At 58.3% G+C, this 19,806-nt stretch carries 20 protein-coding genes and 1 pseudogene; 4 read left to right on the forward strand and 17 right to left on the reverse strand.

Annotated elements, in window-relative coordinates:
- Positions 1-79 precede the first annotated feature (79 nt).
- On the reverse strand, positions 80-823 hold the full coding sequence (locus AWX27_RS01680; RefSeq protein WP_060419041.1) for an SDR family oxidoreductase: 744 nt from the start codon (positions 821-823) through the stop codon (positions 80-82).
- A 59-nt stretch (positions 824-882) separates the two neighbouring features.
- Here AWX27_RS01680 and AWX27_RS01685 point away from each other — a divergent pair, with 59 nt between their 5' ends.
- Positions 883-1,824: a LysR family transcriptional regulator gene (locus AWX27_RS01685; protein WP_070914947.1), complete on the forward strand. Its 942-nt coding sequence runs from the start codon at positions 883-885 to the stop codon at positions 1,822-1,824.
- Here AWX27_RS01685 and AWX27_RS01690 read toward each other — a convergent pair.
- The 6 genes from AWX27_RS01690 to AWX27_RS01710 form a co-directional block, all read right to left on the reverse strand.
- On the reverse strand, positions 1,810-2,079 hold the full coding sequence (locus AWX27_RS01690; protein ID WP_060419043.1) for a hypothetical protein: 270 nt from the start codon (positions 2,077-2,079) through the stop codon (positions 1,810-1,812). The two genes, AWX27_RS01685 and AWX27_RS01690, sit on opposite strands and share 15 nt — an antisense overlap.
- A 66-nt stretch (positions 2,080-2,145) precedes the next feature.
- Positions 2,146-2,427: a hypothetical protein gene (locus tag AWX27_RS01695; RefSeq protein ID WP_060419045.1), complete on the reverse strand. Its 282-nt coding sequence runs from the start codon at positions 2,425-2,427 to the stop codon at positions 2,146-2,148.
- Positions 2,428-2,744: 317 nt separating this feature from the next.
- Positions 2,745-2,945 (reverse strand): lipoprotein, encoded by a 201-nt coding sequence (locus AWX27_RS24920; protein ID WP_089185938.1) that lies wholly within the window; start codon positions 2,943-2,945, stop codon positions 2,745-2,747.
- 383 nt (positions 2,946-3,328) lie between these two features.
- Positions 3,329-4,633 (reverse strand): cytochrome c, encoded by a 1,305-nt coding sequence (locus AWX27_RS01700; RefSeq protein WP_060419047.1) that lies wholly within the window; start codon positions 4,631-4,633, stop codon positions 3,329-3,331.
- Between the two features lie 11 nt (positions 4,634-4,644).
- Positions 4,645-5,103 carry a (2Fe-2S)-binding protein gene (locus AWX27_RS01705; RefSeq protein ID WP_060419049.1) on the reverse strand — a complete coding sequence of 153 codons (459 nt, stop codon included), beginning with the start codon at positions 5,101-5,103 and terminating at the stop codon, positions 4,645-4,647.
- A complete protein-coding gene (locus AWX27_RS01710) occupies positions 5,103-7,325 on the reverse strand; it encodes a xanthine dehydrogenase family protein molybdopterin-binding subunit (protein ID WP_060419051.1) in 2,223 nt (740 codons plus the stop codon). Before AWX27_RS01710 ends, AWX27_RS01705 begins: the two co-directional genes overlap by 1 nt.
- A gap of 269 nt (positions 7,326-7,594) precedes the next feature.
- Here AWX27_RS01710 and AWX27_RS01715 point away from each other — a divergent pair, with 269 nt between their 5' ends.
- Complete coding sequence (locus AWX27_RS01715) at positions 7,595-8,086, forward strand: DUF1003 domain-containing protein (RefSeq protein WP_171555241.1); 492 nt, start codon at positions 7,595-7,597, stop codon at positions 8,084-8,086.
- Between the two features lie 12 nt (positions 8,087-8,098).
- Here the strand turns inward: AWX27_RS01715 and AWX27_RS01720 are convergent, their stop codons facing one another.
- On the reverse strand, positions 8,099-8,923 hold the full coding sequence (locus AWX27_RS01720; protein WP_060419052.1) for a M55 family metallopeptidase: 825 nt from the start codon (positions 8,921-8,923) through the stop codon (positions 8,099-8,101).
- Between the two features lie 16 nt (positions 8,924-8,939).
- Positions 8,940-9,998, reverse strand: coding sequence for a P1 family peptidase (locus tag AWX27_RS01725; RefSeq protein ID WP_060419054.1), 1,059 nt, complete (start codon positions 9,996-9,998; stop codon positions 8,940-8,942).
- 109 nt (positions 9,999-10,107) lie between these two features.
- Here AWX27_RS01725 and AWX27_RS24295 point away from each other — a divergent pair.
- Positions 10,108-10,321, forward strand: a pseudogene (locus tag AWX27_RS24295) (monooxygenase); the annotation flags it as partial.
- Between the two features lie 63 nt (positions 10,322-10,384).
- Here the strand turns inward: AWX27_RS24295 and AWX27_RS01730 are convergent.
- The 6 genes from AWX27_RS01730 to AWX27_RS01755 form a co-directional block, all read right to left on the reverse strand.
- The gene (locus AWX27_RS01730) at positions 10,385-12,484 is read right to left on the reverse strand and encodes a peptidase domain-containing ABC transporter (RefSeq protein ID WP_060419056.1); all 2,100 of its coding nucleotides are present in this window, start codon (positions 12,482-12,484) and stop codon (positions 10,385-10,387) included.
- Positions 12,477-13,751, reverse strand: a complete 1,275-nt coding sequence (locus AWX27_RS01735) for an HlyD family secretion protein (protein ID WP_060419058.1) — start codon at positions 13,749-13,751, stop codon at positions 12,477-12,479. The genes AWX27_RS01730 and AWX27_RS01735 overlap by 8 nt, the downstream gene beginning before the upstream one ends.
- Positions 13,752-13,851: 100 nt before the next feature.
- A complete protein-coding gene (locus tag AWX27_RS01740) occupies positions 13,852-15,129 on the reverse strand; it encodes a TcdA/TcdB catalytic glycosyltransferase domain-containing protein (protein ID WP_060419060.1) in 1,278 nt (425 codons plus the stop codon).
- Between the two features lie 59 nt (positions 15,130-15,188).
- Positions 15,189-15,455: a hypothetical protein gene (locus AWX27_RS01745; protein WP_038880676.1), complete on the reverse strand. Its 267-nt coding sequence runs from the start codon at positions 15,453-15,455 to the stop codon at positions 15,189-15,191.
- Between the two features lie 56 nt (positions 15,456-15,511).
- Positions 15,512-15,796 carry a hypothetical protein gene (locus AWX27_RS01750; protein WP_154618163.1) on the reverse strand — a complete coding sequence of 95 codons (285 nt, stop codon included), beginning with the start codon at positions 15,794-15,796 and terminating at the stop codon, positions 15,512-15,514.
- A gap of 208 nt (positions 15,797-16,004) precedes the next feature.
- Complete coding sequence (locus AWX27_RS01755; protein ID WP_060419064.1) at positions 16,005-16,751, reverse strand: sulfite exporter TauE/SafE family protein; 747 nt, start codon at positions 16,749-16,751, stop codon at positions 16,005-16,007.
- Between the two features lie 106 nt (positions 16,752-16,857).
- On the opposite strand from AWX27_RS01755, the gene AWX27_RS01760 reads away from it, so the two are divergent.
- Positions 16,858-17,763: a LysR family transcriptional regulator gene (locus AWX27_RS01760; protein ID WP_060419066.1), complete on the forward strand. Its 906-nt coding sequence runs from the start codon at positions 16,858-16,860 to the stop codon at positions 17,761-17,763.
- Here AWX27_RS01760 and AWX27_RS01765 read toward each other — a convergent pair.
- Together AWX27_RS01765 and AWX27_RS01770 are read right to left on the reverse strand one after the other, a co-directional pair.
- Complete coding sequence (locus AWX27_RS01765; protein ID WP_060419068.1) at positions 17,747-18,607, reverse strand: UilS family quorum-quenching N-acyl-homoserine lactonase; 861 nt, start codon at positions 18,605-18,607, stop codon at positions 17,747-17,749. The two genes, AWX27_RS01760 and AWX27_RS01765, sit on opposite strands and share 17 nt — an antisense overlap.
- A gap of 99 nt (positions 18,608-18,706) precedes the next feature.
- On the reverse strand, positions 18,707-19,806 hold a 1,100-nt coding region (locus tag AWX27_RS01770), incomplete at its 5' end, for a c-type cytochrome (protein WP_156428557.1).

Below are 19,806 nucleotides of genomic sequence, written 5' to 3' on the forward strand. Positions count from 1 at the left end.
TAAGCAGATTGCGACGCATAGAAAACCTCATAACGATAAGAAAATACGGCTAAAAGCCCTGGGAATGCCCCCTGGCGATTTAAAACTCCTGCACGGTCGGCCTGATGACAATCTCACTCACGTCCACGTCCGAAGGCTGCTCGATCGCATAGGCGATGGCGCGCGCGATGGCATCGGCGGAAATTGCCTGGCTCTGGTAGAGTTCGCCGACGGCCTGCAAACTTTCCGCGTGCGAACTGCCCTGTTTCAGTTCGGTGTCGATCAGGCCGGGGGCGATCGTCGTGGTTCTGATCTTTCCGCCAACTTCGTGACGCAAACCTTCGGCGATCGCGCTGACCGCGAATTTAGTGCCGCTATAGACCGTGCCGCCGGGGCTGAACACCTTCTTGCCGGCAATGGAGGAAATGGTGATGTAATGACCGAATTGCTGCTTTTCGAACAGCGGCAAGGTTGCCGCGATGCCGTACAGCACGCCTTTCACATTGATATCGATCATCCGTTCCCATTCATCGACCTTCACGGCACTCAGCGGTGCGATCGCCATCAGCCCCGCGTTGTTGACCAGGACATCAATCTTGCCAAACTGCCTGACGGTCTGGGCGATCATCGCTTCGACCTCCTGACGCTTCGTCACATCTACCTGCAGCGCCAACGCGGTGCCGCCGTCGCCAACGATTTGCCGAACCAGCGCATCAAGACGATCTTTCCTGCGCGCCGCCACCACCACCGTCGCCCCTTGCGCGGCCAGATGTAATGCGGTCGCCTCGCCCAGCCCGCTGCTGGCGCCGGTAATCACCACCACTTTGCCTGAAATACGGTTCATCTCTCGTTCCTCTTGTTAGGGTCAGTGCGAATACTTTATCCGCCGTTTCCGCCCGGTAAATGGAAGTGTTATGCTTTGAGAATTCCATTTTTTGGAACAAAGAGGTCAACGTGCAAAACAGACAAGAAGCCTTGCGCATTTTCTGCGCCGCCGCCGAGGAGATGAACTTTAAACACACGGCGACCAGGCTCGGCATTTCCCCGCAAAAAGTCACCCGAGCCATCAAAGAGCTCGAATCGGTGCTCGGTGAGCAGCTGTTCCACCGCAATACCCGCAGCGTGAGAATCACGGATTTCGGCCTCGGCTTTCTTGAGCAGGCCAAAACGGCGATGGATCAGGTGAACAGGCTGTTTCAGCCTCAGGGGAAAGCGGCGGAAGATCTCGGCGGCGTGGTGCGCCTTACGGCGCCGCATACCTATGGCAGCGAGGTCGTCATGCCGATACTGGCGGAATTCGCGCGCCAGTATCCTGCGATTACGATCGAGTTCCACCTGTCGAATATCCACAGCGATCTGGTCGAAGAAAGAATTGATATCGGCATTCGCATCGGCTTTCTGCACGACCAAACCTGTATCGTTCGCCAGCCCAGAACCATGCCTTTCCATCTGGTTGCCTCGCCGACACTGCTCGATCGCCTGCCGCCGCCGGAGCAGGTAGACCAACTCGCCCATCTGCCGATTGTCGCGCTGGTGAACCGCAAGACCGGGCGCTACTGGCCCTGGGAATTTAGCCAAAAACGTTATCTCTACCCGAAGTCCGCCGCCTTCGTCACCGACACGCCCGATATAGAGCGTAAAGCGGTGCTCGCCGGTTTAGGCTTTGGCCAACTGGCCGGGTATTTGGTTGAAAAACACCTCGCTGCGGGTGAGCTGGTAGCCGTTCTGCCGGGCGATGCCCCGCCGCCCTGGCCGGTCAACCTCTATCATACGCATCAGCACGCCTGCCCGGCGCGCGTGCGCGTGGTCTTTGACTATCTTTTCAATCAATTAAGCCAGGGCTAACCCCGCCTTGCCCACCCAATATTGCGCACTGCCGCCGGTGGTCATCTGCTCAGCTTTAGCGACACGTGGCAGAGTGCCAAGAGTTAAGCCTGTAGAACCAGCCTGGTGCTCGAGTTTTGATAAGCTGGCCTCTGCCTTTCCTGACTGTTTTTCCATCTCCTCAAGAACAACAGATGCCCTACGGCTCCCGGTGATCATTTTTGCAGTGTCGATATCGACCTGATAGACGAGGCTGCCGCCGTTTTGTTCTGACATTTAGTGTTCTCCGGGCATAAAAAAACCCCGCCGAAGCGAGGTTATAAATAATTTTTTCGAGAGAGATTATTTCTCTAGGTGGTCAGCTAAGCCATTCTTGATATTTTTCAAGATGTCTAACTTTTCGTTTTCTCTTTTTTCCAAAAACTCAGCAATCACCCCAGTCATAGCAACTAAGGTGCCGATGATAGCCGTTGCACTACCTGCAATTGTGTAAATCTCTCGGTTTGCCATCAGCCCACTGTTGTAAACCTTATCAACGTAGCCAACAGTAACTTCCATGCCGATAGCGTAACCAACAGTAATTGCACCAACTAAAATCAGCAGCCCACCAATCAACTTAAGCATTTCGTCCTTTTCCCATAGACAAGTAACAAGTCGTTACATGGTAACAGAGAGCATGAAGTAGGCAACGAAAAGCGGTTTTCGCCCGCGATTTGTCGGGCTTTTCCCTGGAATCAAGTGTGGTCAGCGTGACAACATGGCTTCTGGCTAAATAGCTATGAGGTCACTATGCAAAAGAAAATGTTGATACTGGTTCTGGCAGCAGTCGTGCTCGCGAGAGCTTTTAACCCTGAGTTCATAGCGAATTTTGGGAGTGATATACCATTAAAAAAACACTAATGCCAGAAAACAAAAAACCCACTCAAATGGGCTTTTCTCTGTTAGTAGTTTCTCTCAGCACGCTTCATCAGTCTGTCTTGTGGTGATTGCGTTTTGGTAGACAGAGGAGCAACAAACTCCTTCCACTCTTTGCTGTCTTTCTGAGCAGACGATTGTTTGCTATTCAATTGATAATCATCGTTCTGGCCTGCACATCCTGATAGAACTATCACACCCAGGGCAACCAATAGTGACTTTTGCATCTCTACATCCTTATAGTAACAATCAACCAGGCAAATGATAACGAATCTCACTTGCTGGGTAAAGCACCCCCTAGAAAGCAAAAAAACCACCTCATCGGTGGGTTTGTTTACTGTTATCCTTCAGCATCAAAGACGGTCTGCAGCCCATAGTTAATGCTATCACGCAGATGGTTGGTATCGGCCGTAACGATGAAGAGTAATGCTGCTACAAGACAGGCCAGGTAGTTTTGATTGGTTAACAACGTTACGATTTTTATCACGGTCCCCCCTCTGATTTTTGATTGAGCGTCACACTGCCGCCGGCATGCCGGCAATAAAAAAAGCGGCAATATCCGCGATATCGCCGCCTTTAACCTGCACGCCGCCGTGGCGGCCGCGATGCGCTACTGCTTGCGCTGCTCCGCCACCTGTTTGGCGGTGACGTTGCCCTGCTTATCGCCGAAGTGGCCGACCACGAAGTTGGCGACCGCCGCCACTTCCTCGTCGGAATAGGCGCTGCCGAACGCCGGCATCATTTCATGCCGATCGCCGATGCTGATGCTCGTCCCCTTCAGAATGGCCTGCACCACGCTGCGCCCCTGCGGATCGTTCACCGCCGTGCTGCCCACCAGCGACGCATACTCGCTCTGGCGGCCCGGCCCGTTCCACTGGTGGCAGCCGCTGCAGTCGTTGGCGAACACCCGCCGGCCGAGCGAACTGTCTTGCCCGCCCGGCAGGATCGGCGTGGAGGCCCCCGCGCCCTTCGGCTGCAGGTTCACCGCCGCCGCGCCGTCGCCGGCGATCGGTTCGATATCGCGCAGGTATTTCACCAGCGCCAGATTGTCTTCCGGCGTCAGGAACTGCAGGCTGTTTTCCACCGCTTCCGCCATCGGGCCGGCGGCGCTGCTGCGCCCCGGCGCATGGCCGGTGGCCAGATACTGCGACAGCTGCTGGTCGCTCCAGCCGCCGATGCCGGTCTGCTTATCCGGCGTGATGTTGGCGGCGAACCAGCCCTGCACCACTTCACCGCTCAGGTGCTTGCTCTGGTTGAGGCCGAACCCCAGATTGCGCGGCGTATGGCACTCGCCGCAGTGGCCGAGCGCCGTCGCCAGATAGGCGCCGCGGTTCCACTGCTCGTCCTTGTTGAGATCCGGCGCAAAGCGCTGCTCATGGAAGAACGCCAGGTTCCAGAATTTCATGCCCCAACGCTGGTTGAACGGGAACGACAAATCGTTTTGCGGGTTGGCCTGCTTCACCGGCGGCAGGCTGAACAGATAATCCTTGATCGCCAGCACGTCGTCGCGGCTCAGTTCGGTGTACGAGGTGTACGGCATCGCCGGATACAGGTTGCCCTGCGGGCCGATGCCCTCACGCACCGCGCGCACGAACTGATCGTCGCTCCAGTTGCCGATGCCGGTCTCCTTGTCGGCGGTGATGTTGGTGCCGTAAATGGTGCCGAACGGCAGCTTGAAGGCGAAGCCGCCCGCATACGGCGTGCCGCCTGGCGCGGTGTGGCACGCCACGCAGTCGGCGGCGCGTGCCAGGTACTCGCCGCGCGCCAGTTTATCGGTGATGCCGGCCGGCGCCCCGGCGATCGGCGCCGCAGGCTCCGCGCCGGTGGGCCGCAGCAGCGTGTACAGCGCGTATCCTCCCGCCAACACCACCACGGCGATAATCAGCCATAACAGCCCTTTCAAGGCGTTGCTCATCGCATCTCTCCCTAACCCAACGCCTTGGCGGCCTGGTGGATGGCGGCGCGAATGCGCACATAGGTGGCGCAGCGGCAGACGTTGCCGCCCATCGCCGCGTCGATGTCCGCATCGCTCGGATCCTTGCTTTGCGCCAGCAGCGCGGTGGCGCTCATGATCTGGCCGGACTGGCAGTAGCCGCACTGCACCACATCCAGATCAAGCCAGGCTTCCTGCACCGCCTTGCCTTCCGGCGTGGCGCCCACGGCTTCGATGGTGGTGATTTTTTTGCCGACGGCGGCGGAGACCGGCGTCATGCACGATCGTACCGGCACACCGTCCAGATGCACGGTACAGGCGCCGCACATGGCGATGCCGCAGCCGAACTTGGTGCCGGTCAGGCCGGCTTCGTCACGCAAAAACCACAACAGCGGCATGTGCGGATCGCCCTCGAAGGTCAGCGGCTGCTCGTTTACGGTTAATTGAATCATCAGGTTCTCTCCTTGTCAGACGCCGGGTTCGCGGTAGGATTATGCAGCGGCAGGCTCAGCGAGGTGCGCGGCCGCCCGAGCAGCGCCAGCGCGTTGCCGACCGCCGGGGCGATGGTCGGCACCCCCAGCTCGCCCACGCCGGTCGGTTTCTCGCTCGAGGGCACGATGATCACCTCGATCTCCGGCATCTCATCGATGCGCAGCGGGCGGAAGTTATTGAAGTTGGACTGTTCGACCACGCCATCTTTCAGCGTGATATTGCCGTACAGCGCCATGCTCAGGCCGTAGCCGATGCCGCCCTCGAGCTGCGCGCGGATCACGTCGGGGTTCACCGCCACGCCGCAGTCCACCGCGCACCACACCTTGTGCACTTTCGGGATGCCGCCTTCGCCGATCGAGACCTCGGCCACCTGCGCCACATAGGTATCGAACGCCTTGGCGACGCCCACGCCGCGCGCGCGTCCGTCCACCACCTTGGCGCCCTGCCAGTCAGCGGCTTTCGCTACCGCGCGCAGCACGCCCGCCGCGCGCGGCGCATCGCCCATCAGCGCCAGCCGCCCTTCGACCGGATCCTGCCCGGTTTCCTGCAACAGCTGATCGATAAAGCTCTCCACCGCGTGGCCGGTGTGGGTGCTGGCCACCGACCGCAGCGAGGTGGTCGGCACCTTGCCCGGCACGATGTGCGCATCGCAGCGGAAGGCTTCGAAGGTGTATGACACCTCACTGGCGCCCTCGACCATCATCTGATCGAGGCCGTTGACCACCAGCGCATCCATCGCGCTGTGGCGCGTCCAGGAATGGCCGACCACGGTATCGGTCCAGCCCACCACCTTGCCGCCGCGGATGGCCCCGCGCAGGCGGTGCAGGATCATCGGGCGATACCAGCCGTTGCGAATGTCGTCCTCGCGCGTCCATACCACCTTCACGCCGTGGCCGGGGCCGATGCCCTTGGCCGCCGCCGCCATGTCGGCCGCCAGATCCGGCCCCAGCGTCGGGTTGCCTAAATCGATGCGCCGGCCGAAGCTGCCGCCCGCCAGAATGGTTTCAATCTGCACCTTGTCCGGCGGCAACTCGAACAGATCGCACAGCTGCTTGTGATCGAGGGTTTGGATTTGGCAGCCGTAGCGCGCCTTGACGCTCTCGCCGTCCCAGAACAGATAGCCGTCCAGCGGCTCCATCGGCGCGTGGGCGACATAGGGGAAGGTGTATTCGGCCTCGATCACCTTGTCGGCCTTGTCGAACACCTCGTCCGGCTTACCGAGACTCTTCGCCACCACGCCGGTTTTCTGCGCCACCTGGCGGAATTCGGCGTAGATCTCCTCGGTGTTGCGCCGTTCGGCCTGCGCGTCGTCCCACGTCACCTTCAGCCGCTCCCGCCCCTGGATCGCCGCCCAGGTGTTTTTGGCGTAAACCGCCACGCCGGTAGCGATTTGCTTCACCGCCACCACCCCCGGCACCGCCAGCGCTCGTTCGGCATCGAAGGTCGCCACCTTGCCGCCGAAGCGCGGCGGCTTCTTGATGGTGACGGTCAACATGTCCGGCTCATGGATATCCTGCGAGAACTGCGCGCTGCCGTTGGTTTTCGCCAGCGAATCGACGCGGTGCAGGCCGCGCGTTTTGCCGATCAGGGTGAAATTGGCCGGATCCTTCAGCGTCAGGCTGGCGGGATCGGGCGGCGGCAGCGTGGCGGCCAGCGCGGCGAATTCGCCGAAGCCCGCCTCGCGCCCGCTGGCGGCATGGCGGATCTTGCCCGCCTGCACGGTAATTTCCTGCGCCGAGGTTTTCCAACTCTGTGCGGCGGCCTGCACCAGCAGCGCACGCGCCATGGCGCCCATGCGCCGCATCTGCTCATAGGCATTGGCCACCGAGCTGGAACCGCCGGTGCCCTGGAATCCGAAGGTCAGGTTTTTGTAGATATTGGTGTCCACCGGCGCGGCGACGACCCGTACCTGCGTCCAATCGGCATCGAGCTCTTCGGCGACCAGCGTCGCCATGCCGGTATAGACCCCCTGGCCCACTTCGGTGTGTTTACTGATCACGGTGACGACGCCGTCGGCGCCGATCTGAACGAAGGCGTTGGCGTCAAACGCCGCCGCGCCGGAGGCGGCCGGGGCAGCCGAACGCGCCAGCGCGCCGGTGGACGGCAGATAGGCGCCGATCACCAACGCCCCGGCGCCGACGATAAACCGCCGCCGCGAAAGCGGAACTTGGGATATGCTCATTGCTCATGACTCCAAAAAAGCCGAAGGCGTCACTGCCTTCGGCGAAACAAATCTTGTTATGGAATGGCTTGTCGCGCCCGTCAGGTGATATAGCGCAACAGAGCAATAATTAGCGTAGCCTATTATCCAGCAGGCCTAATCTTGATAAGGGATTTTTCGTTGAGGAATCGTGCGCTGCGGGCCATCGGCGCCAGGCGGCCGCTGGGCGCGTCTTTAAATGCATTTGTGCTATAAATGAAACACTTCCAATCTCTATGAGCCTTACCGCTATGTCGGAACACAAGAAATTTCGTCTGTATCGGCCGCTGCAAGGGTTAAGCCATACCTTTGGCGATCAATGGTTTGCCCTGAAAGCCGAAGCGTTCGCCCGCTTCTTCGGCACGCCGACTTTTTTGGTGGGACAAACGGTGGTGGTCGGCGTGTGGATCTATCTCAACCTCGCCGGCTTCACCAAATTTGACCCTTACCCCTTCATTCTGCTGAATCTGGCGTTCAGTCTGCAGGCCGCCTACGCCGCGCCATTGATCCTGCTGGCGCAAACCCGCCAGGCCGAGCGCGACCAGGCGCATGCCTTGGCCGATGCCCGGCACCGGGAAGATCTGGATGAGGCGATGGCACAGCGGCAAACCCTGGCCGAACGGCAGTCCGAACAGCTGCTCGAGCTGCTGAAGCAAAATACGGAATTAACCGCCCTGACGAAGCAGATGGCCGAGCGCATTGAAAACCTCACCCTTCAGCTCGCCAACCGCGAGCGCCTGTAACGGCGTTATCCCTCAGTTCTGCGTCGTCGCCAGATAGGAGAAGACGCTGAGCAGGTTGATTTGCGCCGCCATGTTGTCGCTGTCGAAGGCCACGGTCAGCGCGTCCTGGCGCTGCACGCCGGGCACCAGGCTGAACAGATCCGCCAGCACCGGTTTGGCCGCCATCAGCGTCAGCCGGTAAGGCGGCATGAAGCGGCGTTCCACCGGCAGCTTCCCGCCCTGGCGCACCTGTTGCATCGCCCGTTCACGGATCTCGGCGCGCGCCCGCTGCGGGCTGAGCGATTCGGCGGCGGTTTGCGAGATGGCGCGCTTCACGCACACATAGCCAGACTGAGGATAACGTTCAGCAATCCAGCGTTGCAGCTCGTCGTCACCGCTCACCAGCCACAGCGGCACGTTCAATTCGGCCGCCGCCGCTGCATACAGATCGCTTTCGCCCACCGCTTCGCCGTTCAGGCTGACACGGTAAAAGGCCCGGCCGTTGATGGTGTGCGCCAGCACGCCATGTTCACCGGCAGCGCTGTGGTAGCCGATAAACATCAGGCCGTCGTAGCGTTGGTGTTGCAGCCCTTCCACCATCGACAGCCCGCGCGGTTTGCCCTGCACCAGCCGCGCGCGCCCATCGATGCGATCGGCGCGCAGGTTCTGCATCATGGCGTGGCTGTCGGCCACCGTCACCTCGGTGGCCCCGCCGGCGAAAGCGCCGTCGATGGCGGCGTTGACCTCCTGCTCCATCAGTTCACGCGCCGCCGCATAGTCGGCGTGGGCCGGGTTGCACTGCTCCGGCCGCATCACGCCGGCAATACCTTCAATATCCGCAGAGATAAAGACCTTCACATCACACTCCCGTTATTTAATTTGCCGCCGCCAGCCGGTCGAGCAGCGGGCCCAGCGCTGCGCGCGCATGCTGCTGGAAGCCGCTGACGCCTTCGGCGCTCAGCAACGCATCCAGCACCGCGTATTCGGTGGCGTCCGCCGCCGCCGCAAACAGCGGCTCCAGCCTTTCGTCCGGCAGCGTGGCCCCCAGCAACCGGGTGGAAAACGCCAGCGCGATATCGCCGGAGCCATGCCCCCAATGGCTGCCCACCCGCCCCAGGCCCGCGCCCGCTCTGCGGGCGATGCGGTTCAGCTGGCGACTGTCCAGCGCGCGATCGCAGGCGATGATGATAATGACCGAGCCGGCGTCCACCTGCGGCGGCGGATCCGCCAACAGCTTGCCCAGCGCCGGGCCAACGCGCACGCCGCTCAGCGTCAGCGAGTCGAGGGTGCCGAAGTTGGCCAGCACCAGCACGCCGAGCATGGTGCCTAACCCCGGGCAATAGCGCGAGGCCGTGCCGATGCCGCCCTTCAGGCCGAAGCTGCTCATGCCGCGCCCGGCGCCGACGCTGCCGCGCGCAAAGCGGGTGGAATGGTTATCCAGCGCGCTGAAGACGTGCTCCTCGCGCACCGCCATCGCCTGAATATCGTTGAGGTAACCGTCGTTGCACTCCAGTACCAGCGGGTTGATGGTGGCGCTGCCGCGGCCGATCTGCGGGTAGCGCAAGCAGCTGCGCCGCACCATGGCGTTAAACAGCGTGCCGACGGCGAAGGTGTTGCTCAGCAGAATAGGCGTCTGCAACTCCCCCAGCTCATTCAATTGCACCAACCCCAGCGGCTTGGCGAAGCCGTTGAGCACCGCGCTGCCGCACGGCAACGGTTGGTTGAACAGATCGCCCGGCGGCACGATGGCGGTGACGCCGGTCTGGCATTCGCCGTCGGCCAAGGTGTGATGCCCGACGCTGACGCCCGGCACGTCACACAGGCTGTCGGTCGGCCCGGCCGGATAGCGCGCGCCCGGCAGGCGGCGATGGCGCCGCCAATAGCTCAGCAGATTGTCGAGGCTTTGTTGTTCAAACACCTGGCTGTCTATCATGGTTCGCTCATCCGCCGTTAGCCCATCAGAAAACCAGAATATCGCGCAATACGCCGCGCCGTAAATTGAAAGCCGAAGCGGGCAGCAAAAATAGCCTGGCCCCATCACCGTTCAGACCCACTCGCAGGGCATCGAAGACGCCCTGCTGCGTTATCAGGAATGCGGGTGAAAGATCTGGTGCTGAAGGCGCGCAAACGCTGCGACGTGGTGCACGGCAAAGACATGGCTATCACCCACGGCGGGTATGAAGACTGAAGAGCGAAATCGGCAAACGCATTCTCGCCGGCATGTGGGAGACCATTTTTGGCGGCCCGCAGGCCTGAGCCTTATTGGGGTTTTAGCGGGCAAAACAGTGCAAATAGCCGGTGCCGCTGGTGATGTCCCCCTTATCCAAAATGTATTACCCGATCTGCCGACGCAATGGTCGTTTCACGGTGGGCAATGATCACCTTCGTGATATTGAGTCTCTTGATGGCCTGATTCACCACAGCCTCGCTCTCCTTATCCAGCGCACTGGTGGCCTCATCCAGGAACAAAATCGCCGGCTTCTTGTAAATCGCCCGGGCAATGAACAGGCGTTGCTTCTGCCCGCCGGACAATCCTTCCCCCAGTTCGCCGATCGGGGTTTCATACCCCATCGGCATACGCATAAGCACATCGTGCAGATAGCTGGCACGGGCACAGACCTCCATCCAGGCGTCGTCCACCTCGTCCGCGAACCCGCAGATATTTTCCCGGATCGAGCCGGAGAAGAGCTTGTCGTCCTGCATCACGCAGGCGATCATCTTGTGGTAGTTGTTGACGCCAAGCTGCCGGATATCGACGCCGTTCACCTCAACCCGCCCTGAGTCCGGGGGAAACAGCCCGCACAACACTTTCATCAACGTGGTCTTGCCGGCGCCGGATGGGCCTACGATGGCCACGCTCTCGCCCGGCGCCACAGTGATGTCCAGGCCATCAAAGATGGCCGGTGACTGGCTGTCGTAACGATAACTCAGGGCATGGGTCGTCAATCCAACGGGTTGCAGGCCCGCCGTATAAGGATGGTCGGGTTTACGCGCCTCCCGCGGATGCAGGGCGATATCGGCAATGCGCTCGTTATGCAGGTTCATCATGCGCAGCTGCAGCAAAAACTCTGTCAGCGACCCGATGCGGTCGGAAAACTGCCCGCGAAAGGCGCCGAACGCCACGAACATGCCGAGGGTCATCTGGTTATCGATCACCAGACTGGCTCCCAGCCAAAGAATAACGATCTGATCGCAGGTGGCAATGAAGGTGTTGATCCCGCCAAACAGCATGTCCATGCGGGTGACCCGGATACCGGTATTGATGGTGTCGATTTCAAGGTTGAGCCAGTGGGCAATGCGACGTTCCGCCATGCCCTGCATTTTGACGGTGGCGATACCATACAGCGTCTCCATAAAATACGAGCTGGCCCGAGCCTCTCTGACCAGCGCTTCTTCGGACAGTTGGCGATAATAGCCGTAGGTCAGCAGCCGCATCAGCACGTAGAGCGCGGTGAACGCAATCACCACCCAGGTCAACCAACCGCCATACAGCACCATCACCACCAGCACGCCGATCACCATGATGCCGTCCATGATGGCGCCGATAATACTGGTGGTAAAGGTGCTGCGCAGCGTATCCAGCGAGCGGAAGCGTGACTGAATGTCACCCAGCTTACGCCGTTCAAAGTAGCCCAGCGGCAGGCGCAACAAGTGGGTAAACAACCCGGACTGCCACTGTACGTTGATGAGCGTCGACATGACCAACCCGGACCATGCCCGCACCATGCCAATGGTGGCCCGCAATAGGATGAACATCATCAGTCCGGCACAGATGAGCGTCAGCAATCCGCGATCCCCGGCGGGAATAGCGTGATCCATCACCAATTGCGTGCCAATCGGCATGACCAGGTTGATGGTTTCGAACACCAGAGACAGGCAAAATATTTTGCCGAGCGCCCCCTTAAGACCGTGTACGCTGCCAATCAGCGTGCGCAGGTGAATGCGATGGCGGACGCTGTCGGCGGTGAAGGCGCTGCCGGGCCAGGCCTCAAGCGCCACGCCGGTGAAACTGTGCGACAGTTCCGTCAGGCTGACGACCCGGCGCCCCCGCGCCGGATCATGCAGCACCGCGCGGTGACCTTTGATACTGACCAACACCACGAAATGGTTGAACTCCCAGTGCAAAATACAGGGGAGTTTCAGCGCGCTGAGCTCGCCAATATCAAGTGATAGAGGGCGAGTGGCCAGTCCCAGCTGTTCGGCTATACCGATTAACCCGGTCAGCGTGGCGCCGCGGGTTGACAGGTTGAATTGCCGACGCAGCGCGATAAGGTCAATGTTTTTGCCGTAGTGGCCACAAATCATCGCCAGGCAGGCCAGCCCGCACTCCGATGACTCGGCCTGGTGCACCATCGGGACCCGATGGCGCAGCCGAAAATCCAGCTGTCTAACCTGCTGTTTGAACGTGGGCTTACTCATCGACCGGCCCCGTCGCGCTGTGCTTCATGTCGTAGAACGGTGACAGCATCCACTGATAAATCGTCCTTTTTTCCAGAAACAAAGTACTTTGCGCTGTCATGCCGTTTTCCAGGCTCAGACGTTTACCGTCGTAGGCAATGGCCTGTTTCTCCGGCATAACAATCACCTTGTAGTACGGTACGGCGGCGGTCAGTGCCGCTTTAGGAGCCCCTTGGTAGGTCAGCATTTCCTGAGGCGAAGCCGGGACTTTGGAGATAACAGACACGGTGCCGGCGAACTGGCCAAATTTTTCCGCCGGAAAGGCGTCATAGCGCACATTGACCTTATCTCCGGCGGTAATGTAAGGGATGGCGTCGTTGGGCACCCAAAGCACCAGAGCATAGTGTTCGATATCTTGAGGGAGTAGCTGCAGCAGGCTGTCGCCTATGTTGACCATCTGACCGACCGTGACGCTCAGAGAGTCGACTCGACCGTCGGCCAGTGCGCGGATGATGATGGCCCCGCCGGCATCGATATTCAGTAACTCTTTTTGCAACTCGTAGCGCTGCAACTCCATCTGGTAAATTTGATTGTCGAATTCGGCGGCCTGGGTTTGAATCCGGCTTTCCAGCGCGGTGATCTGCAGCGCATTCTGTTCATTCTGGCCAGACAGACTCAGCAGATTGTTGTGTTGTTGGTAATACAATGCCACCTGGTTGGTGAGCTGATCCTTGTTGATCAGCCCCGTGGTCTGATAGTGCCGGTAGTTCTCCATGTTTTCCTTTGCGATACGTATCCCTTCCTGGGCGCGTTCGAGGATGTCGGTTGAACGGGTTAACGCGGCGGTATATTGTGCCTTTTGTTTTTCCAGCATGGTGAGCGTGGCCTGCTTGCTGCTTTCCAGTCGGCTGATAATTTGTGCAATGCGCGCCTGTTGGCTATTGATGTCCCGACGTTGGTTGTCGCTGACCACACCACTATGGGTACTCTTGCTGACGTCGATCTGGTAAATGGGCGCGCCGGCGGTGATCACCTGCCCTTCGGTGACAAACTGTTTGACCACCACCCCCTGGACGGCGGAATAGACGTTAGCGGCGCGCGGATAGGTGCTGATCTCTCCGGTCACGTTGACCCGTCGGGTATAGGTACCGGCGATCGCGAAAGTGAGAAAGACAATGAAAAAAAACAGGCAGAGCCCTGCAGCGAGCCAAAAGGGAATGCCGGGCAACAGCAATGCCCGCCCACGCCATTTCATTTTCTGACTATCGATCGCTTCCTGGCGAAACATACTCAGCGTCCCTTAGTGAAGTATCATGAAAAAATTCACACGCTAGTAGATTGACAATAACCCATCGAAACTTAAATCACTTTGCATCCAAAGCTATTTTTTATTTTCGCCATGTGGAATAGGCGCCATCAGGTGTATCTATGTTGTGTTGGAATAGTGCAATGCCAAAATCAGAATTTTGCATGCACTCTGCTATAACATGTGGTTCAACTGAATATTCAATATTGAATAATTTATAAGCCAATCCCAATAAAACCTCGACAATTAATCCCGGACCGGTTAAGACCGGAGTCACACAATAGCTCCTTGTTATTAACTCGGTCCGCCATGTTAAAAGTCTGGTCAGGTAATACGTGGTCTTATCATCAACGTAACAATCAAATATGCAATTATTTTTTTCCAAAAAGCGATACCTTTTCTTCATGGTCCTAAGGATAATCCTTATCGCTTTTGATTTTTGATGAGAAGATATGAAATTATTAAAATAAACACCTTTAAATCTTCTGAGCGATCCTAGCGCCAACAAATTTTTATAAACGTATATTTCCCCCAATGGCAATATCATATCCATAGAAAAATCAGAGAGATCCTGTTCGATAAGCCGTTTTATTTTTTCAAACCCAACAACATTTACTCCTGACTCATTCTCATCACAGCCAATCACTACTTCAGACCGTAGCTCTTCTGAATTTATCTTTTTTAAAAAACAGATGGTCTTAAATAAGAGAAGCGAGTCACTCTCGATAATGCCCTCCTCTTCTATATACTTATTTAACCCATGATATATGTTATCAGTGTATGGGAGTGTGTCAACATCGACATAAGTTCCACCATATTGGTAGATAATTAAAAGCCTGATGATGTCGCTTGCACTGGCAAGATTACACCTTAATATAATCTCATAATAATAATACTTAATGAAGTCTTCAGAACCGTTGCAAAAAAGTTCCGTTATACTCTTTTTTATAAAGCCCCTGCAATCAAACCATGCGTCTTCTATAGCCATTGGCTGTCTTTGATAAGGGATCTCATTTTTTATCAAAAAATCAATAACTAGCTCATCAAAAGAAAAGCCCTTCTTTATTTTGTGGTATATATAATTAAAAGCTGAGTTTTTTATTTTTAACTCAGCACTTGCTTTATTTTTAATTTTTTTTGCGTTGACAAAATCTTGTATGGCATTGTTTAGTAAATGACACAGTGAAGAGTCTTTGTCATACCAAAAGAATATCTGCTTATCTTTATTCGTTTTTTTCCATATGTCGATATAATGCGTATTTACTTCATTTAAGTCACCGATCCATACAAAATGCAGGATGTTTGGAACTGATAACCTTTCTATCTTTGGCAAATCAACACCCAATACGCCATGGTCCATTTAAATCACCACGCAAAATATAGTATAAATAACTTTAATGATTCAATACTGATTATGGCTCAGCTAAATAAATAAACCATGACCATAACAATGACGCAAATAGAACAGAGCAATAAATCACCAGAAAAATTTTTCAGTGAATCTAAATAGTCATTGCTGTTCTTATTTAGTTTGTTAATGGCATCGTTCTCGTTCTCAGCGTCTACTTCAACATGATGCTTTCTGAACCCCTTCTGCTTCATATCTTTAATTATTGCTCGTGTCACCACTTCCTTTCTCAGCACCCTTGATTCATCGCTCTTTATAAAAACAACATATTTATTCATCATATACCCCATAAAAGCACAGAATTTTACTTCTGTGCTGGGATTGCAACTGTTAATTAACGTTTGGTTCCGGATTCTCTGGTCTCTCTCGGTCCAGTGCCATTGCCGCCATACCCATTTCCTGTAGAACTGCCATTCCCCCAGAAACCACTGGCGCCGGAACCGCTGCCATAAGGGCTGTTTTTTGACAAGAATGACTGAAGCCCGCGGTCACCGCCGTTATTTCCACCACGATCTGAAGAACCAGAGCCTCCGTTATCAGACGATCTTTTTCCACTCCCATCGCGATCCTGCCATCCCCCCGACACCGCATCGAATTGGCTACTTAAAATTTCCTTCATAAATATTCTCCTATGGGTTTACTGGTTTTACAGTCATTAAAAATAGCTGTAGTAGCAAAAGTAAAACACACTAATAACAATCCATAACCATCCTGTATTTCAGGATTAAAAACAATAAGCTAAGTGTGTTCTAAATATTGCAACCCATCATATGGGAATAAAATACAGAATAATATACCTGACCTAATTACACATAAGTGCTATCGATTTAATTAATTGAACGCCAAACAATCTCAATTCCCAAGATTAATAACCCGATAAAGAAAAGGCGGCGAAAAATCAGCGGGCTGCTGTGACGACGCACGATCCCGCCCAGCCACATGCCGCCCAGCGCCGGCAGCAGCGCCAGCAGCGAACCGCCGAGCAGCGCGCCGGGCAGCGCCTGATGCCAGGCTAATCCGGCGGCCAGCGCCAGCGTCGAGACGGTGAACGACAGCCCCAGCGCCTGCACCAGATCGTCACGCGCCAGGCCCAATGCGTTCAGATAGGGCACCGCCGGTATGACGAATACGCCGGTGGCGCCGGTCAGCGCACCGGTCACCAGGCCGCACAGCGGCCCCAGCCAAGGCTCCGCCGTGGCGGAAACGCGCCAGTCGAAACGGGTGAATCCCAACAGCGCATAGCCGATCAGGCAAACGCCCAGCGCCAGCGGCGCCAGGCGGCCGTCGGTGGCGGTGAGCGCGCCGGCGCTCAGCAACGTGCCCAGCGTGACGCACAGCATCATCGGCCAGAGCCGGCGGCACAACGCTCCCAGCCGCGGCCCGCACAGCAACTGCCACAGATTGGTGACCAGTGAAGGCAACAGCAGCAGCGCGGCGGCCTGCCCCGGCGGCATCATCAGGCTGAGCAGCCCCATCGACACCGTCGGCAACCCCAGGCCGATCGCCCCCTTGACCGTGCCGGCCAGCGTAAAAATGCCCGTCAGGGCGATAATCTCGAGTAACGTCAGCGACATGCGTCTATCCTTATGGCAATCAACGGCCCGATTGTGGCCGGCGGCGCGGCGCGGCACAATGCGGCAATGGCAGAGCCTGCCTGCGGCAAAGACAGAGGAAGAACGCATGCATTTTGACTTTATCGATCTGCGGCTGTTGGCGGCGGTGCTCGAGACCGGCAGCATCACCGCCGGCGCCGAGCGCGTCGGGCTGTCGCTGGCCGCCGCCAGCGCACGCATGCGCGGGCTGGAGCAACAGGCCGGCGTGGCGCTGCTGACGCGCAATCCGCGCGGCGTCCAGGCGACGTCGGCCGGTGAACGCCTGTTGCAGCACGCGCGCGTGCTGCTGCAACAGCGCGACCGGCTGCGGGGCGACATGGCCGAGTTCGCGCCGGGCCAGCGCAGCCAGCTGCGCATCGTCGCCAATACCGTCGCCGCCGACGCTTTTCTGCCGGAGCTGCTGGCGGATTTTCTGGTGCTGCACCCGCACACCGACATCGCGCTGGAGGAGCTGCCCAGCCCGGTCATCGCGCAGGCGATCGCCGAACAGGCGGCGGATATCGGCATCGTGGCGGATCACGCCGATCTGCGCGGGCTGGCAAGCTACCCCTTCCGGCAGGATCGTCTGGTGCTGGCGCTGCCGCCGGAGCATGCGCTCAGCGGCCGCCGCACGGTCAGCTTCGCAGACACCCTGTCTTTTGAGTTTATCGGCCTGCCGGAAGAGAGTGCGCTGCAACAGCATTTGGAACGGCTGGCGATACGCAGCGGCGGCCCGATGCGGCTACGGGCGCGCGCCGCTAATTTCGACGCCATCTGCCGCATGGTGTGGCGCGGCGCCGGGCTGGCGGTGGTGCCGGAAGAGAGTGCCCAACGCCATCCGCAGATCCGACACGGCGCCCTGCCGCTGACGGACGATTGGGCGACCCGGCGCCTGTCACTGGTGGTGCGCGAATGGGCGCTGCTGCCGCTGCCGGCGCAGCGGCTGGTGGCGTTCCTGCGCCAGGGGGAAGGCGGTATTACAGGTGATCGTTGAACCAGGCGATCTGACGGCCGATGATGCCGGCGAAATGCGGGCCGGCGTACATGTCATAGTGCTTCGCATTCTGCTCGACATGCAGCGCCTTCTTCGCGCTGCCTACCGCCTCATACAGCGCGATGCCCTGCTCCGGCGGATTCACGGTATCGCCGCCCGCCACCACCACCAGTACCGGGCATGTGACTCGCGCCGCATTGTCACGCGGCTGATAGCGCAGCGTTTCGCGCACGGTCAGGAACGGGATCTTGATGTCCATCGCCGGGTAACGCACCTTGTTCTCCTCGAAGAACGCTTTCGACTCGTCATCGCTCAACACCCGGGTGACGGCGACAAACATCTCTTTGCCGGTGGCCTGCTTCTTCTCCGCCATTTTGTCCAGCGTGGCGATGAACGCCTGTTTTTCGTCGGCGGCCATTTTCCCCGTCACGATGGTTTCCCCGTCGGCGAAGGCCAGCTGGCTAACGACGCACTTGATGGCCGGCTCGGCCGCGGCAGCGCCGAACACGTGGCAGCCGCCAAACGACGTGCCCCACAGGCCGATGCGCTCGCTGTCGATCTGCGGCTGCGTTTGCACCCACCGGCTCACCGCCAGGATATCCTCAATCTGCAGCGCCGGTACCAGCCGCCCGCGTTCACCCTCGCTGGCACCGAAGCCGCGATAGTCAAACGTCACCGCCGCAAAACCGGCGTTGACGAAGGCCTCGGCAAAGGCCGGCAGCAACAGCTCCTGAATGCCGCAGAAGCCGTGGCACAGAATAATCGCCGGAACCTTGGCCGGGTTATCAGGTAAACGAACTGTTACGGCCAGGCCGCTTTCCATTTTATGCGTGGTTAATGTCATGTTAACTTCCTGTTTTTTATAGGTAAGGTAAAAATCAGGCTAACATTAATCCCCGAATGAGCGCCGCCAGTCAATAACCCAATGTAACAATTTACAATGTTAATGATTCCCCGGCTCCGCGCGCAGCCGTGCCACCTGCGCCTCCACGTCGCGCCAGGCCGGTTTGTCGCCGGCATAGCGTTGGCGCAGATAATTCACCAGCGCCGTCACCTGCCGATCGGAAAAGCTGTCCTTAAAGCCCGGCATAAAGCCCAATTCGGCGGTGGCCGGTTTGGGGATCCCTTGCAGGATCACTTTGATCAGGTTATCGGGGCGATCGCTGAAGATATTGGTGTTATTGGCCAGATCCGGGCTGACGCCGAACAGCTGCGGCCCACCGGCAGCGGCGCTGTGGCAGGCCTGGCAAGCGCCCTGAAACAACCGCTCGCCGGCCAGCTGCCCCGCCGCCGGCAAGGCGCGGGCCGCCAACTGCGCCTGCGGTTCCACATTCAGCGTCGTCTTGGTGCTCAGCGACATCACATAGTTGGCCATCGCCCGTAGATCGCTCTGCGGCAACGTCGCCAGTTCGCTGACCACCGGCCCCATCGGCCCGGCCGCCACGCCGTGCTCGGCAGAATGCCCGCTGCGGAAGTACTGAAACAGCTGCTCCTCGGTCCAGGGCTTGTCCGCATTGGCCAATTGATTCAGCGCCGGCGCTTCCCACCCGTCCACCATCCCCCCCGCCAGGAAAGCCGCGCCGCCCTTTTCTGCCCCCAGCAGATTGCGCGGCGAATGGCAGGCGGCGCAGTGGCCGAGCCCGTTGACCAAATAGGCGCCGCGATTCCACTGCGCGCTTTGTTGCGGATCGGGTTGAAATTCCCCCTGGCGCAGGAACAGCGCGTTCCAACCCGCCATCAGCGGCCGCAGGTTAAACGGGAAGCGCATCTGATTGGCCGGATTGCTTTGGCGCACCGCCGGTTGCGACATCAGATAAGCGTACAGCGCCTGCATGTCGCCGTCGGTCATTTTACTGAATGCGGTGTAGGGAAATGCCGGATACAGATGGCGGCCGTCGCGGGCGATGCCCTGGCGCATCGCCCGATCGAACGCGGTAAATGACCAGTTGCCGATGCCGGTTGCCACGTCCGGGGTAATGTTGGTGCTGTAGAGCGTGCCGAACGGCGTCGCCATCGCCAGCCCGCCGGCGTTGGTCGCCCCTT

This window comes from Serratia sp. 2880STDY5682894 (assembly GCF_001537385.1).
In the GTDB taxonomy this organism is placed as follows: Bacteria; Pseudomonadota; Gammaproteobacteria; order Enterobacterales; family Enterobacteriaceae; genus Serratia; species Serratia nevei.